Genomic DNA, 15,616 nt, shown 5'->3' on the forward strand with positions numbered 1-15,616 from the left:
TTGTAACAGGTGTTATAACGCGCTATCTTCTCGGAAGAGGAGATAGCGCGATGCACAAGATCAAGCTCCGCAAGATCGGCAATTCGGTGGGCGTGGTCCTGCCGAAGGAACTGCTCGAACAGCACCAGTTCGAGCAGGGCGACGAGGTGTATGCTGTCAGCTCGACCGAGGGTGTTGAGCTCAGGCGGTACGATCCTGAAGTCGCGAAGCAGCTTGAGACCGGGCGTTCGGTGGCGAAGCGCTATCGCACGGCGCTCAGGGAGCTTGCGAAGTGAGCGAGCCGGTCTGGCTGCTCCCCGAAGTGCTCTCGATCCTTCACGAAGAACAGTTGCTCGAGCATGGCGGCGGTCGCGGTGTGCGGGACGCTGGCATGCTCGAAAGTGCACTTGCGCGGCCTCGAAACTCCTTCGCTTACGGCGAGACAGACCCATTTGCTCTGTCCGCAAGCTATGCGTTTGGCATCGCGAAGAACCATCCGTTCGTGGATGGAAACAAGCGGACCGCCTTCATTGCATCGGTGGTGTTTCTCGAGCTGAACGGCTTTGTGTTTGAAGGGTCTCAGCTGGATGTGGTGGAAACGGTGCTGAAGCTTGCGGCGGGAGAGCTGTCTCAGGATCAGTATGCGGAGTGGCTTCGCCACAATTCCGTGCCCGTTGCTTCTGACGACTAGCGGACGATGGTCAGCTTTTTCGCGGCTCTTGTGACGCCGGTGTAGAGCCAGGCCATGCGGTGTTCACGGAAGGCGTAGCTTTCGTCGAAGAGCACGACATCGTCCCACTGCGAGCCCTGTGCCTTGTGGACGGTAAGGGCGTAGCCATAGTCGAACTCGTCGGAGTTCCGGCGTTTCTGCCAGGGGATGTCGCCGGTTTCGCCTGCGAAGAACTCCGGCAGGACCGAGACCTTGGTGGCGCGGCCGCCATCTTCGGGGAGGAGGTCCATGCGGATCATGCCCCGGCGGCGGCCATTGCGCTGCTTGACGGTCCACATGGAGCCGTTGAGGAGGCCCTTCTGCTTATTGTTCCGCAGGCAGACGAGTTTTTCCCCAACGCAGGGCTCTAAGCCGTCAAAATCCTGCCTCTCGCGAAGGCGTTCATTGTAGCGGCGGCGGGTTCTGTTGGTGCCGACGAGGACTTGATCGGTGGATAGGACAATGTCGGGGTCGATGTCGCGCTTGGCGATGACTTGCGCATCGCCATAGTCGCCGAACTCAGGCAGCTCGCCGTCGCGGATCTGCATGGAGAGGCGGACGATGGGACTTTCCTCCGCCTGCCGATGAACCTCGGTCAGCATCGCGTCGGGCTCGGCGTCGGTGAAATAGCCGCCGCCTTTGACGGGAGGGAGCTGCGCCGGGTCGCCGAGGACCAACACGGGCGCACCGAAGGAGAGGAGGTCGCGGCCCAGCTCCTCATCCACCATCGAGCATTCATCGATGATGATGAGGGACGCTTCGCCCGCGGGCGCATCGCGGCGGATGGTGAACTCGGGGTTCTCGCCGGGGTCCTCATCCTCGCTGACGGCAGGGCGGTAGATGAGGGAGTGGATCGTCTGGGCGCCGTCGCAGCCCTTCTGGCGCAGGACGTGGGCGGCCTTGCCGGTGAAGGCGCCGAAGACCACGTCGCCGTCGACGTGCTGGGCGATCTCCTTGGCGAGGGTGGTCTTGCCCGTGCCTGCGTAGCCGAAGAGGCGGAAGACCTGGCTGTCGCGCTTGGAGAGCCACTGGCTCGCAGCTCTCAGGGCGTCGTCCTGCTGGGGGGACCACTTCATGGGCCTTACCTTTGGTGGTCGCTAGCCGGGGAACGTAAGGTGAACTGGCGGGGGCGTCCAGCGGTGCCGAACGCCCAGCCTGCCGTTGTGGATAACTGCTCAGTCGTTCGTCAGGCGGATTTCGACGCCTTCGATGGGGTTGGTCTCGACGTTCAGGACCTCGTTCGTCTCCAGCTTCACGGCCAGGACACCGCCTGACCAGACCATCGGGCCGAAGGCTTCGCCGGGTGCGCCCTTGACGATGACAGCGTTGCCGAAGCCCTCATCGAGGGGGGCGGCTTTTTCGATGACCGAGACGTGGGCGGAGGGCGTCGCGTTCTCACCGCACTGGCGGGCGAACATCACCGCGTCGAACCGGTCGTCAGGAGAGGTCAGGCGCGAGACCTCCGTATTCTGACATTCGCCTGAAGGGTAGGCGTTCTTGGCATAGAAATAGGTGAAGCCGATCATAGCCACCGCGAGGAGGCCGAAAACGGAGATGATGATGCGGGATTGGGTCATTCGAAAGTGGCCCAGACTGGGACGTGGTCGGAGGGTTTGGTGTCTCCGTTGCCGACCTCTGGGTCGCGGGCGTCGGCGTCGACGCCTGCTTCTTCGAGGCGGTCGGCGGCTTCGGGGGACATGAGGATGTGGTCGATGCAGAGGCCGTTGTTCTTCTTCCAGGCGCCGCCCTGGTAGTCCCAGAAGGTATAGTAGGGCTCGTGCAGGAGGGTTGGCACGGCGCTGGTGAGGCCAAGGTTCAGCATCCGGCGCAGGGCTTCTCTTGCCTCGGGGCGGAAGAGGGCGTCGTCTTTCCAGCCGATCGGGTCGTAGACACCTTCAGCGGTCGGAATGATGTTGTAGTCGCCTGCCACGAGGAAGGCGTCTTCGTCCTCAAGGCTCTCCTCCATGTGGCGGGTGAGGGCTTCCATGAAGGCGAGCTTGTACTCCCACTTCGGCCCCGGCGCGGGGTTGCCGTTGGGCATGTAGAGGCCGCCGACGCGGATGGGCTCTTGGTCCTCAGGGAAGACCGTACCCTGAATATAGCGGGACTGCTCATCCTCGAAGCCGGGGACGCCGCGGATGACGTCCTCCACCGGGTGCTTCGAGAGGAGGGCGACACCGTTATAGGTCTTTTGTCCGTGGACGAAGACGTTGTAGCCGCGCTCCTCGAAATCGCCTGCGGGGAAGGCGTCGTCCACGCATTTGATCTCTTGCAGGACGCAAACGTCGGGCTTCGCATCATCGAACCAGTCGAGGATGCGGGGCTTGCGCGCCTTGATCGAATTGACGTTCCAGGTGGCGATCTTCACCGAGTTACGCCCCCATCAGCTGGCCGTAGAGCTGGACCCACATGAGGATGAGGGTGACGAAGCTCACAAGGAAGATCAGGAGGCGGACCATCACGATGTTCACCGTGACATGGACCGCAGCGTGCAGGATCCGCGCGATCACATAGACCCAGGCAAGGGTCACGAAGCCGTCGCTGATCGGCTGGCGCGAGGCGATGGCGAGGAGGATTGCCACGTAGAAGAGGACAGGGGTCTCGAACTGGTTCTGGAGGTTGTCGATCCAGAGCTTCGACTGGGGCGTGAAGACGTCCTTCCGGCCCTTGGCGGCCTCGCGGGCCATCGCCTTGTCATTGAGCGAAGGCACGATGCGCATGAGCGCGCCGCCTGCGAGGATGACGAGGGACAGGGCGACCTGAATGAAGAGAGGCGGGAGAATGGCTTCCATGGGACTTCCTCAAACGCTTTTGGAGCGTCCCTAGCCCTAATCGCCGCCCCGCGGCCAGATCAGATGGAGAAAGAGGTGCCGCAGCCGCAGCCTGACTTGGCGAGCGGGTTGTCGATTTTGAACGCGGCAGCGATCAGCTCGTCGGCGAAGTCGATGACAGCGCCGGGCATGTATTGCTGGCTGACCTCGTCGATCAGGATCGTGGCGCCGTCGCGCTGGAGCACGAGGTCATCGGAGCCCTTCTCGGTGACGATCTCGAAGTCGTACTGGAAGCCCGAACAGCCGCCGCCGAGCACCGAAACGCGCAGCATGGAGCCCTGAGGCTCCCCCGCCAGCACTTCGGCAACGCGCGTTGCGGCGCGGTCGGTCATGGTGATCGGCTTGTCTTCGGTCATCGCTTCCATGACCCCCAGATAGGCGCGGAAGACGCCGGAATAAAGGCCTTTCCGGGCATGTCACAGTGCCGCGCAAAGCAAATTGTCTGGACCGGTCTAACGTTAATTTAGCCGCGTTGTGGGACGGATGCGCTCCAGGGCTGGAGAGATTCATCGTGCAAGAACGCTTCGCTAGCGCCAATGGCGGCGCTGCCATCGCAGGTTTTATCGCATTCGTTTCGGTGGTGGTGATGGCTTTTGCCGGAACTTCCACCCTTTTCCTCATTCTGGCCGGGCTCGGCTCTGCCGGTGCGCTGGTCTTAGGGATTGTGGCCATGAACCGGGCAGGTTCGGCCGCGGCGAAGTCGTCTGAGGTCGCTGCGCAGGCAAAAGAGGCGGAGGCTGCCCTGGCCACCGCCCATGCCGAGCGCGATGCAGTTCAAGCTGACGCGGAGGCTGCGTCCGCGGAAGCGGCTGAGCAGGGCGCCTTGCTTGAAGCGGTCGGCCGGACGCAAGGCTGGATCAGCTTTGACCTCGACGCGAAGGTCCTTGAGGCCAATGAAGTTTTCCTCGGCGCGATGGGCTATTCCGCTGACGAGATCAAAGGCCTGCCGCACAGCACGTTTTGTGATCCCGCCTATGCTTCTTCCCGTGAGTACGATGCGTTCTGGGGCAGGCTGAAGGCTGGCGAGGCCGTCACTGGCAAGTTCACCCGGTTCGCGAAAGACGGCTCTGAAGTCATCATCCGTGCTGCCTACAACCCTGTGGTTGGAGAAGACGGTGCGCCCAAGAAATTTGTGAAGTTCCTCACCGTGGTCACGAAAGAGGAGCGGACCGCGCAGGAGGCGGCTCGCAAGGGCGTTGCCTTTGAAAAGACGTCCGTCGCCACGGTGATCGTCGATGCCGAGCAACGGATCATCGACGCAAACGACGCATTCCTCGCCCTTGTTTCGGAGCAGTCCGAAGCCTTTGCGGAGCGCTGGTCAGGTATCGCTCGCGGTTCGATGGTCGGCGAGACGCTGCATGTTGCCGGAGCTGATCTTTCTGCGCAGGCGGGCCTCTTCGCTGAAGGTCGCCACACAGATGACCTTGATGCGGGTGAGCGCAAGTTCAGCATCAACGCCGCTCCTGTCTTCTCGAAGAAGGGCGACTATGAGGGCAGCGTCGTCGAATGGCGCGACGTCACCGCGAGCCTGACCCGCGATGCGCTCCTCAAGGCCTTCGATACGACCCAGGCGCTGATCGAATTCTCCGTCGACGGTACGATCAGGGATGCCAACGACAACTTCCTCGCAGCTGTTGGCTATGAGAAGGACGAGATCGTCGGCCAGCATCACCGCATGTTCGTGACGGCTGATGATGCGCGTTCGGATGAATACCGCGCCTTCTGGAACAAGCTTGCCGAGGGTGAAGCCCAATCCGGCCGCTTTGAGCGGGTGAGCAAGGACGGCGAGGCTGTCTGGCTGCAGGCGACCTACATCCCGGTCAAGGACCGCTCGGGCAAGGTCTTCAAAATCGTGAAGTCCGCTGCTGACATCACCGCTTCGGAAGTGGCTGAACGCGACCGGGTGGCTGTCCTCGAAGCTGTGGACCGGACCCAGGCTGTGATCGAGTTCGACCTCGAGGGCCGCATCCTGCGGGCGAACGACGCCTTCCTTTCGACCGTGGGCTATAGCCTCGACGAGATCGTTGGCGAGCATCACCGCATCTTCGTCGACAGCGCTTACGCCGCAAGCAACGAATACAGAGCATTCTGGGAGAAGCTGGCTTCGGGCGAGTACGATGCTGGCCGCTATGAGCGCCTGGGCAAAAACGGCGACACGATCGTCATTCAGGCCGCCTACAACCCGATCTTCGATGCCAGCGGCAAGCCTGTTCGCGTCATGAAGTTCGCCACCGACATCACTGAAGTTGAGAGCCTTGCGCGCGAAGCCATCTTCAAAGGCTCTGCCTTCCAGCAATCCGCTGCGCCGATGATTGTTGTGGCGCGCGACGGAAGTGTCGAGCACGTCAATGAAGCAGCAAAAGGCTTCTTCGGTTCACGGACGGAAGCATTCGGTACTGCGTTTGACGAGATCACTGGTGCTGCCATTGGCGATCTGCACGCTGACCTCGCCGGTGTGGTTGGCCGCGTGGCGTCTACCGATGAGCACCCGCTGGTCATCGATAGCGATGCAGGCGAGCTGAAGATCTGCATCTCGGCTTCTCCTATTGCGGATGAAGCTGGTGAGGTGATCGGCTCGGTCCTTCAGTGGGAGGACGTTACCGAGGCCCGGGTCTCTGTGGGTATGATCCAAGCCTTCGGCCAGAGCCAGGCTCTGATCGAGTTCTCCCCGGAGGGCGTGATCGAGAAGGCGAACGCGAACTTCCTTGACGCCGTCGGCTATTCTGAAGAGCAGGTCGTTGGTCAGCATCACCGCATGTTCGTCACGGAAGAGTACGCTCAGTCTTCTGAGTACCGTGACTTTTGGGCGGCGCTTGCGCGGGGTGAGTCCTCTGCTGGCAAGTATGAGCGCGTGCGCAATGGCGGCGAGCCACTGTTCCTGCAGGCGACCTACACGCCGATCACGGACGCTCACGGCGTGGTCTACAAGGTTGTGAAATCAGCAGCCGACATCACTGCCATGGAGCTTCAGGCCCAGGCAGATGAAGCTGAACGTCAGCGTCAGGACGATGTGCAGGAGCGCGTTGTCACGATGCTTGCGGAAGGTCTCGACAGGCTCTCCGATGGCGACTTCGGCTTCGAGATTCTCGACCATTTCCCCGAGGAGTATCAGCAGCTTCGGTATGACTTCAACGCTGCGGTGACCAAGCTCCGCAACTCTGAAGAACAGCGTGAGGTGATTGCTTCCGAGCAGAACCACGTCGTGGAACGTCTCGCGACTGCGCTTGAAGAGCTGTCGGAAGGCGTTCTGACCTGCCAGATCGATGACGCCTTCTCTGGCCAGTACGAAAAGCTGCGCGTCGACTTCAACGGTGCGATTGCGCAGCTGCGCGATGTGATGGGCTCGATTGCCGAGACCGCGACGCATATCTCGACGGGTGCGGGCCAGATTACGCTGGCTGCTGACGATCTGTCGAAGCGGACCGAGAACCAGGCTGCGACGCTGGAAGAAACGGCTGCGGCGCTTGACGAGATCACCTCCACCGTTCGTCAGACGGCTGATGGTGCCAAGGAAGTCAACACGGTCGCCACGGACACTCGCGCTGAGGCTCAGGAGTCGGGCGAAGTGGTCCGTAGTGCCGTGAGCGCGATGGGTGAGATCGAGAAGTCCTCGACCCAGATTAGCCAGATCATCGGCGTTATCGACGACATCGCCTTCCAGACGAACCTTCTCGCCCTCAACGCCGGTGTCGAAGCCGCGCGGGCAGGCGATGCGGGTCGCGGCTTCGCAGTCGTGGCGCAGGAAGTCCGGGCCCTCGCGCAGCGGTCATCGGATGCTGCGAAAGAGATCAAGGAACTGATCTCGACCTCCTCCGAGCAGGTCTCGCGCGGCGTGGATCTTGTCGGCCGGGCAGGCGAAGCCCTTGGCGAGATCGTCGGCCGTGTGGAAAATGTCAGTGCACTGGTCTCCGAGATTGCAGCCTCTGCGCAGGAGCAGTCGATCAGCCTCGCTGAAGTCAACGCCGCGATGAACAAGATGGACCAGGTGACCCAGCAGAACGCTGCGATGGTCGAGGAATCCACCGCTGCGAGCCACACGCTTGCAGAGGCATCGGGCAAGCTGATCGAGAAGGTCGGTCACTTCGAGACCGGCGTGAAGATCGAGACGGCGAAGACAGCTGCTCCGCGTGCTGCGGAACCTGCCGATGAGGAAGAGGCAGCGACGCCTCCTCCGGTTCATCAGCAGCGCGAGGCTGCCCAAGCCTTCTTCGCTGGCGCCGGCGGCGCGGCGGAAGAGCTCGACGATGATAATTGGGAAGAGTTTTAAGCTTTTAGAGGCATCGTGAAATTGGGGAAGACGCCGAGGGGAGGCGCTTCCCGCGTGAGAGTTTAGGGGTTGGCATCCACCATGGCGAAACGCCGTATCAAGGTCCTGATTATCGATGACAGCGCGACGATGCGCGGTCTGATGGCGCATGTCGTCGAGAGCGATCCCGAGCTGGAGGTCGTCGGCTATGCCGGTGACGCCTACGGAGCAAGGGAAGCGATCAAGACCCTGAACCCTGACGTCGTCACCCTCGATATCGAGATGCCGCGGATGGACGGGCTGACCTTCCTCGAGAAGCTCATGCGCCTGCGTCCTATTCCGGTGGTGGTCGTCACCTCCAAGACCGACGCGATGGATGAGATCGAAGGCGCTGCGCTCAAGCTTGGCGCTGCGCACTGCCTGTTCAAGCCACAGGGCCTGGCCGGGGCGGAGCTGTTCGATGCGCTGCCTGACAAGATCAAGGAAGCCGTTGATCAGGGTGCTGCCAAGGCTCCTGAAGACCGGGCGGAGCAGGACCAGATCTCCTTCAACCCGAGGAAGCACATCTTCCTTGGCGCTTCGACGGGCGGCGTGGATGCGCTGGTTTCGGTCCTAAGGACCTTCCCGAAGAACTGTCCCCCGACGATGATCGTCCAGCATATGCCGGCGAAGTTCATCGACCTCTTTGCCCAACGCCTGAACTCGGTCTGTGCACCGAGCGTCTCCGTGGCGCGCGGCGGTATGAAGGTCGAAGCGGGCCGGATCCTGATTGCTCCGCACGGCACGCATATGCGCCTCAGCCGGAGAGATCCGTCCGTCGTGATGCTCGAAGACCGGCCGCCTGTGAACGGCTTCAGGCCTTCCGTCGACGTGCTGTTCACGTCGGGTGCTGACGCCATTGGCAAGCATTGCGTGGCCGCTCTTCTGACCGGCATGGGCCGTGACGGTGCGACTGGCCTCAAGAAAATCCGCGAGGCGGGCGGTGTGACCCTGGCGCAGGATGAAGAGACCAGCGTTGTCTACGGCATGCCGCGGGTTGCCAACGAGATGGGCGCAGTCGACAAGCCGCTTCCGCTCGGTGAGATTGCGAACGCACTCCTCAAGCCCTGCCGCTCGGAACGTATGCGGGACGCGTCATGATGAGAGCTGTCAGCGACTACGCCCCTCGGCCGGGACCGCCGCCGACACTGATCGGCATTGGCGGTATCGCGTGGAGCGGTGATCCGTCCGTATGCTACTCAACCCTGCTTGGCAGCTGTATCGCGGTCTGCCTCTGGGACCCGATGGCATGCAAGGGCGGGATCACGCACTTCCTTCTCGCCGAAGCGCCGAGCGACAAGGCTGATGACACGCGTTATGGCACCGTGGCGCTGCCGCTGCTCGCCATGAACCTTGCTGCTGTCGGCTGTGACCGCCAGCGCTTTCGAGCGATCGTTGCAGGTGGTTCGGACCTCTTGAGCAATATGAAGCCCATCGGAACCGAGAACTCCGAATACGCGCTTGAATGGCTGCGTCAGGAACGGATCCAGATCGTACAGAAGGACTTTGGCGGTTCCAATGCCCGCAGGGTGCGTTTTCACCCCTCGACTGGTGTTTGCGAGATCACGACCATCGCAAATGCACCACAATCTCCGTCCTGAGCTTAAAAGGCCAGTAACCGCGCTGCGCTAGGTCTTTACCGTGAGAGATTATCCGGCGGCTCTTCATGAGTCTTCGGGCTGGGCAAAGGGCACATGGCATGAGTGAGGGCGGCGGATACTGTCAGATCACGCTCGACGCCAAGCTGGCCTCGCGTGCGGCACCTGAACTTTATGAGCGGCTGTCTGGCCATAAGGACGATACTGTCGTGCTCGACGCCTCCAAGGTCGAGCAGGTTGGCGTGCTTTGCCTCCAGATCCTGGCGTCGGCTCACAAGAGCTGGTCCGAGCGTGGACTTGAATTCGAGGTTGTCGATCCGTCGGCAGCCTTCCGCGAGAGCACCGAGACGCTGGGTCTCGATCTCTCGTTAATCGGTGTAGCGACGATGGGAGAGGTGCAGGGTGGCGCTTAAGATTCTTGCGGTTGAGGACAGCCTGACTGTCCGTACCATGATTGAACACGTCCTGAAGGATGCAGGTTTCGAGGTCCACCTCGCGGAGGATGGCCAGCACGGCCTGCGCCGCCTGATGGAGGTGAAGCCTGACGTCATCACGACGGACATGAACATGCCGGTGATGGATGGCCTCGGCTTCATCAAGGGCGTTCGTGCGAACGACCAATACAAGATGACGCCGATCCTGGTGATCTCCTCGGAAACGGCACCTGAGCTCAAGACCAAGGCCCGTAGCCTCGGTGCGAGCGGCTGGATGGCCAAGCCCTTCCACGATGAGCGCCTGATCTCGGCGGTCAAAAGGCTGGCGGCTTAAACCCGATGAGTGATCCGCTCGCAGAACTTCGGGAGACGTTCTTTCTCGAATGCGACGAGCTTCTGGAGAAGCTCGAGTCGGATCTGCTCGCGCTCGAGCAGGGCGCGACCGATGAAGAACTGGTCAACTCCGCTTTCCGCGCTGTCCACTCAATCAAGGGTGGCGCAGGCGCGTTCGGCATGTCGGGTATCACCGACTGCGCCCACGTCTTCGAGACGGCGCTCGACCATGTGCGTTCGGGCGAGCTGAAGCTCGATCCTGATCTCTGCCAGCTGTTCCTGCGCGGGAAGGACCTTCTGTGGACGCAAGTCGGCGCGGAGAAGGGTGGGCCTCCTGCCGATCCAGCCGAGATCGAAGCGGTGAACTCCGCCTTCGAAGAGGTGAACCCCAAGGAAGAAGAGTTCGACGCGTCTGAAGTCTTCAAGCCTGTGGCGATGAACCTCGGTGACCTTGGCGGCGGCTCTGATGATGCTGCGCCGATGGATCCGATGGATATCCTCGCGCAATTCGAGAGCGGCGGGGACGACGAGGGCGAGGCGGACGGTGACGAGCTGGCGGCTGGCCGTGAGCTGATTGTTGCGTTTGCGCCGAAGCCTGAGTTTTTCGCCCGCGGCAACGACGCGGCTCCCTTTATCCGTGAGCTGAGGGACCTTGGCGAAGCGGAAGTGATGCTCGATGCCTCGGGCCTTCCGGGCTTTGACGAGCTTGACCCGGAGAAGCCCTACTTCGAGTGGACGGTCTCCCTTGATCCTTCGGTGGATGAAGGTGCTGTCGAAGAGATTTTCGAGTTCGTGGCCGAGGACTGCACCCTGTCCGTCGGCCAGAGCGTCGGGTTTGCGCCTGACGTGACCGAGCCGTCCGAGCCCGAAGCGATGGTGTTCATCGACTTTGAGGAAGAGGCCGAGCTTGAGGCTGCTGCTGCGGTCGTTGAGGAAGTGCCCGAAGTGGTGGAGCCCGAGGCTCCCGCTGAGGTTGAGCCGCAGCCTGTCGAGAGCGTTCTCGATCTGGCGCAGGCCGCTGCCGTCGCGATTGAGGACGATGCTCCGAAGGCTGAAGAGAAGCCTAAAGAGGCTGAGGCTGAGAAGCCTGCCGAGGAACCTACTCCCGTTGCTGCCGCTGCTGCCGCGAGCCCGGCTGCGCGTCAGGTCCAGGCACCGAAGCCTGTGGTCCGGGTGGAGCTTGGCCGGGTGGACCGCCTGATCAACCTCGTCTCGGAGCTTGTCATCAGCCAGTCGATGCTGAGCCAGGCTGTCGAAGAGCTTCACGGCTCCACCGACAACCGTGCACTGACGACCGGGCTTGATGAGTTCCGCCAGCTGACCCGTGAGCTGCAGGAATCTGTGATGGCCATCCGCGCGGAGCCCGTCCGCTCCATGTTCATGCGCATGGGCCAGATTGCGCGTTCGGCTGCTCAGGTTTGCGGCAAGAAAGTCCGTCTGGTGACGGAAGGCGAGCAGACCGAAGTCGACAAGACGGTCATCGAACGCCTCGCCGAGCCGCTGACCCACATGATCCGCAACGCTGTCGACCACGGCATCGAAGGGATCGAGGAGCGCATCGAGGCCGAGAAGAAGCCCGAGGGCACGGTCTTTCTGTCTGCGGAGCACCACTCGGGCCGTGTAGTCCTGACGGTGCGTGACGATGGCAAGGGCGTGAACCGCGAAAAGGTCCGCGCCAAGGCGATCGAAAAGGGCATCATCACCGAAGATGCTGTCCTGACCGATGCCGAGATCGACCAGCTGCTCTTCGCGCCGGGCTTCTCCACCGCTTCGGAGATCAGCCAGGTGTCGGGCCGCGGCGTTGGCATGGATGTGGTCAAGCGCGAGATCAATTCGCTCGGCGGCCGGATCACTATGGCTTCGGAGCCGGGGAAGGGGACGACCTTCACGATCTCCCTGCCGCTGACCCTCGCAGTCCTCGACGGCATGGTTATCAAGGTCGCTGAGCAGACGGCGGTGCTGCCGCTGTCGGTGATCGCAGAGAGCCTTCGTCCGGAGGCTGATGAAATCCAGAAGCTCGGTGAGAACGACCAGTGCATCTTCGTGCGCGGCAAGTTCGTGCCGATCCTCGATGTCGGTGATGCCCTTGGCTACCGCGAAGCGATCGACGACTTTGCGGGCAAGGTCATGCTGCTGGTCGAGAACGATAACGGCCAGAGCTACGCCTTCGCCGTCGACGAGATTGTTGACCAGCGCCAGGTGGTCATCAAGGGCCTCCAGGACAATTACGGCCGCATCGAAGGCGTTGCAGCTGCGACGATCCTCGGTGACGGGCAGATCGCCCTGATCCTCGACGTCAATGATCTGACCCATGAATCCACTGCGATCGGCGCGGGAGTTCCCCTGCCGGACGCCATGAAGGAGGCAGCCCATGTCTGAAGCCGTCAGTGAGCTGAATGCAGCCATGACCGAAGTCATCGCCTTCAAGGTCCATGATGACGAATACTGCGTGGACATCATGTCCGTGCGCGAGATCCGCGGCTGGACCCCGGCAACGCGCATCCCGCATGCGCCGCCCTATGTGCGCGGCGTGATCAACCTGCGCGGTGCGGTCCTGCCGATTATCGACCTCGCCGCACGGTTCGGGTTCGATACAACGGAGACGTCCGAGCGGAACGTCATCATCGTCGCACAGATCGATGGGCAGCTCTTCGGGCTTCTCGTGGATGCAGTGAGCGACATCATGTCAATCACGGCGGATGACCTCCAGCCGACGCCGAACATCGGCTCGGAGCAGGCGCGGACCTTCATCAAGAACGTCATCGCCCGCGAGGAGCAGATGATCCGCTTCATCGACCTCAAGCAAATCCTGCCGCAACAGATGGCCAACGTCGCCTGAGGACTGAACGCCAGTGCTGCTAGAAGCCAGGAACCCTGAGTTTCCCTATACGGATGATGACTTTCGTCAGATCAAGGGCATGATCTATGACGATGCGGGCATCTTCCTGCCGGATACCAAGTCCAACCTCGTCTATTCGAGGCTGGCAAGGCGCCTGCGTGCGCTCGGGATGTCCTCCTTCCGGGACTATGTCGTGCACGTCCAGTCGCGGTCAGGCCGTGACGAGCGGCACCACCTGATCAATGCGCTGACGACGAACTTGACGCACTTCTTCCGTGAGCCGCACCACTATGAGATCGCGCGGCGGGAGCTGGCGAAAGAGGCGCTCGAGCGGACGGCCAATGGCGGGCGCTATCGCGTGTGGTCAGCTGGCTGCTCGACGGGAGAGGAGGCATACTCCCTGGCGATCACGTTGCTCGATGCGGAGCCTGAGCTCCTGAACCGTGATGTCCAGATTCTGGGTACCGACATTGACTCGAACGTCGTCGAGACGGCGACGAAGGGTGCCTACACCCGCGATGTGGTCGCTCCGGTCGAGCCCCGGCTGTTGCAGCGCTACTTCGAGGCAGGGTGGGGTCCGAGCTGCGAGAAGATGGTCATCGGTGACGACGTCCGGCGGATGGTGACCTTCAAGACCCTCAACCTGATGCAGCACTGGCCGATGGCGACGAAGTTCGACGCTATCTTCTGCCGCAACGTGGTCATTTACTTTGATGAGGCGACGAAGTCGGTCCTTTGGGAGCGCTTTGCCCAGCAGATGAAGCCTGAAGGATGGCTCTTCATCGGGCATTCCGAGCGCATTTCAGGCGCCGCGCGGCAGCGCTTCACATCGGCTGGCCTGACCACTTACCGGGTCCAGCGCTGAGCCTTATCCTTTTTGCCGGTTCACCAATTCGGGCTCCGGCGTCAGCCTCGCATTAACCGCGGGGTTCTAGATTGTAGAGGGGTTCCCCCTTCAGGGACCCGCCCTTTGGTGAGAGAGAGCGACGCATGTCACTGGCGAAAGTCCTCAAGGTTATGGTCGTCGACGATATGTCGATCAGCCGTGGTCTTGTGACCCAGACACTGTCTTCCGTCGGGATCCAGAACATCCGCTATGCGGAGGATGGCCGCGAGGCACTACAGATGATGCGGGAAGACCCCGCGCACCTTGTCATCTCGGACTACAACATGCCGAAGATGACGGGCATCGACCTGCTTTACGCCCTGCGTCAGAACCCGAAGACCCAGAAGGTCGGCTTCATTCTGATCACGGGCAAGGCGACCCGGCAGATCCTCGAAGAGGGTGTCCACCTGAAAATGAACAACTATCTCCTCAAGCCTTTCGAGCCGCGCCAGCTCATCAAGGCCATCCAGGAAGTGTTCGGCCCACTGTCGGCGGCAGGTTGACGGGCGGAGCTGCTCTCCTGCAGGGCTAGCGACAGCGCGCAGGGGAGGCGAGATGGCTGACCAGAGTTACGACAGCTTCGAGACCTATCAGGCGCGCAAGCGGTTCCTGAATCTCGACGGTCTGCGCTTCATCTGTATCTCGGCTGTGATCTGGCACCATTCGGCGGCTTACACTGCAGAGGGTCTGCGGTTTCTCGAGCGCGGGTTCCTGGGCGTCGATTTCTTCTTTGTGCTGAGCGGGTTTCTCATCACGTCGCTGATGCTGCGTGAGGAAAGCCGTCAGGGAAAGGTCTCCTTCTCAGGCTTCTACTGGCGCAGGTTCCTGAGGATCATCCCGGTCTACTTCTTCGTCGTGACGATCTGTACGCTGTATGTCGGCGTGATCAGGGGCGATGCCGAAGCGTTCGAGCGGGCGCCTTACTACTATCTGTTCCTGTCCAACTTCCTTGCCGGGGACACCCAGCTCCTTGGGGTGACCTGGTCGCTGTCCGTCGAGGAGCAGTACTACCTCGTCTGGCCGTTGATCCTCGTCTTCATGCCGAGGAAGATCCTGCCGTGGTTCGTGGTCGGAGCGATAGCGCTCAACCTGCTGACGGCTATCGGTGCGTTCGACTGGATCTCCGAGGAACCCTACCAGAACGGGCGGTTTATCCTGAAGCTGCCTTCAGCGACCTACTCTCCGATCCTGATGGGATCGCTCGTGGCGGTGATGCTCCACTACAAAAGGAGCTACGAGGTGCTGGCGAAGGCATTCGGCTACCACTGGATGCCTGCGATCCTCGGCTTCGTCCTTTTCATGCTGTGCTGGCATCTACCGAACCCGCTGATGGGATGGGGCGGTTTCTTCATCCACCTCGTCATGTCCGGGTTCATGATCGCGCTCCTCACCAAGGAGGCGAACGTAGCGACGCCGTTCCTGACGATGAAGCCGATCGTCCGTATCGGTGAGATCAGCTACGGCATCTATCTCTACCACCTGATCGCGCTCCACGGGGTTATGACGATCCAGCGCGAGGTCTTCGACACGGCGAACCTGTGGGTGAACCTCTTCGGGATGTATGCGCTGTCGATCGTGATCGCCGAGCTGAGCTACCGGACGCTGGAAGCCTTCTTCCGCGACCTGCGGCACAAGCCGCCCTTCTTCATTGCCCCCTCAACAAAGGTTCAGGGTTCGGCGCGCTAGCTGCTCTCGACGCGCACGGAGGAATCACGCAAGCGG

General features: G+C 61.6%; 17 protein-coding genes. 12 read left to right on the forward strand and 5 right to left on the reverse strand.

Going from position 1 to position 15,616, the window contains the following annotated elements; genetic code table 11:
* The first annotated feature begins 50 nt into the window (after positions 1–50).
* Entirely contained in the window at positions 51–275 is a 225-nt protein-coding gene (locus HK107_RS08200) for an AbrB/MazE/SpoVT family DNA-binding domain-containing protein (RefSeq protein WP_173198404.1), read from the forward strand.
* Positions 272–670, forward strand: a complete 399-nt coding sequence (locus HK107_RS08205) for a type II toxin-antitoxin system death-on-curing family toxin (RefSeq protein ID WP_173198407.1) — start codon at positions 272–274, stop codon at positions 668–670. Before HK107_RS08200 ends, HK107_RS08205 begins: the two co-directional genes overlap by 4 nt.
* On the opposite strand, the gene HK107_RS08210 is transcribed toward HK107_RS08205, so the two are convergent.
* The 5 genes from HK107_RS08210 to HK107_RS08230 form a co-directional block, all read right to left on the reverse strand.
* Positions 667–1,764: an ATP-dependent DNA helicase gene (locus HK107_RS08210; RefSeq protein ID WP_173198409.1), complete on the reverse strand. Its 1,098-nt coding sequence runs from the start codon at positions 1,762–1,764 to the stop codon at positions 667–669. The two genes, HK107_RS08205 and HK107_RS08210, sit on opposite strands and share 4 nt — an antisense overlap.
* 99 nt (positions 1,765–1,863) lie before the next feature.
* Positions 1,864–2,265 (reverse strand): hypothetical protein, encoded by a 402-nt coding sequence (locus tag HK107_RS08215; protein ID WP_173198411.1) that lies wholly within the window; start codon positions 2,263–2,265, stop codon positions 1,864–1,866.
* Positions 2,262–3,056: an exodeoxyribonuclease III gene (locus tag HK107_RS08220; RefSeq protein ID WP_173198413.1), complete on the reverse strand. Its 795-nt coding sequence runs from the start codon at positions 3,054–3,056 to the stop codon at positions 2,262–2,264. The genes HK107_RS08215 and HK107_RS08220 overlap by 4 nt, the downstream gene beginning before the upstream one ends.
* Before the next feature lie 4 nt (positions 3,057–3,060).
* The gene (locus tag HK107_RS08225) at positions 3,061–3,480 is read right to left on the reverse strand and encodes an MAPEG family protein (RefSeq protein ID WP_173198415.1); all 420 of its coding nucleotides are present in this window, start codon (positions 3,478–3,480) and stop codon (positions 3,061–3,063) included.
* Between the two features lie 59 nt (positions 3,481–3,539).
* Positions 3,540–3,884, reverse strand: a complete 345-nt coding sequence (locus tag HK107_RS08230; protein ID WP_233061180.1) for a HesB/IscA family protein — start codon at positions 3,882–3,884, stop codon at positions 3,540–3,542.
* 146 nt (positions 3,885–4,030) lie between these two features.
* Between HK107_RS08230 and HK107_RS08235 the strand changes: the two genes are divergently transcribed.
* The 10 genes from HK107_RS08235 (at position 4,031) to HK107_RS08280 (ending at position 15,580) form a co-directional block, all read left to right on the forward strand.
* Complete coding sequence (locus HK107_RS08235) at positions 4,031–7,786, forward strand: PAS domain S-box protein (RefSeq protein ID WP_173198417.1); 3,756 nt, start codon at positions 4,031–4,033, stop codon at positions 7,784–7,786.
* An 81-nt stretch (positions 7,787–7,867) separates the two neighbouring features.
* On the forward strand, positions 7,868–8,905 hold the full coding sequence (locus HK107_RS08240) for a protein-glutamate methylesterase/protein-glutamine glutaminase (RefSeq protein ID WP_173198419.1): 1,038 nt from the start codon (positions 7,868–7,870) through the stop codon (positions 8,903–8,905).
* A complete protein-coding gene (locus HK107_RS08245) occupies positions 8,902–9,405 on the forward strand; it encodes a chemotaxis protein CheD (protein WP_173198421.1) in 504 nt (167 codons plus the stop codon). The genes HK107_RS08240 and HK107_RS08245 overlap by 4 nt, the downstream gene beginning before the upstream one ends.
* A 98-nt stretch (positions 9,406–9,503) precedes the next feature.
* The gene (locus tag HK107_RS08250; protein WP_173198423.1) at positions 9,504–9,815 is read left to right on the forward strand and encodes an STAS domain-containing protein; all 312 of its coding nucleotides are present in this window, start codon (positions 9,504–9,506) and stop codon (positions 9,813–9,815) included.
* On the forward strand, positions 9,805–10,170 hold the full coding sequence (locus HK107_RS08255; RefSeq protein ID WP_173198425.1) for a response regulator: 366 nt from the start codon (positions 9,805–9,807) through the stop codon (positions 10,168–10,170). Before HK107_RS08250 ends, HK107_RS08255 begins: the two co-directional genes overlap by 11 nt.
* Positions 10,171–10,175: 5 nt before the next feature.
* A complete protein-coding gene (locus HK107_RS08260; RefSeq protein ID WP_173198427.1) occupies positions 10,176–12,548 on the forward strand; it encodes a chemotaxis protein CheA in 2,373 nt (790 codons plus the stop codon).
* Positions 12,541–13,008 carry a chemotaxis protein CheW gene (locus HK107_RS08265; protein ID WP_173198429.1) on the forward strand — a complete coding sequence of 156 codons (468 nt, stop codon included), beginning with the start codon at positions 12,541–12,543 and terminating at the stop codon, positions 13,006–13,008. The genes HK107_RS08260 and HK107_RS08265 overlap by 8 nt, the downstream gene beginning before the upstream one ends.
* A gap of 13 nt (positions 13,009–13,021) precedes the next feature.
* Complete coding sequence (locus HK107_RS08270; RefSeq protein ID WP_198912336.1) at positions 13,022–13,873, forward strand: CheR family methyltransferase; 852 nt, start codon at positions 13,022–13,024, stop codon at positions 13,871–13,873.
* A gap of 125 nt (positions 13,874–13,998) precedes the next feature.
* Positions 13,999–14,397 carry a response regulator gene (locus HK107_RS08275; protein ID WP_173198431.1) on the forward strand — a complete coding sequence of 133 codons (399 nt, stop codon included), beginning with the start codon at positions 13,999–14,001 and terminating at the stop codon, positions 14,395–14,397.
* Between the two features lie 52 nt (positions 14,398–14,449).
* Complete coding sequence (locus HK107_RS08280) at positions 14,450–15,580, forward strand: acyltransferase family protein (protein WP_173198433.1); 1,131 nt, start codon at positions 14,450–14,452, stop codon at positions 15,578–15,580.
* Positions 15,581–15,616 lie beyond the last annotated feature (36 nt).

The sequence above is a fragment of the Parvularcula mediterranea genome, assembly GCF_013085255.1.
Lineage (GTDB): Bacteria > Pseudomonadota > Alphaproteobacteria > Caulobacterales > Parvularculaceae > Parvularcula > Parvularcula mediterranea.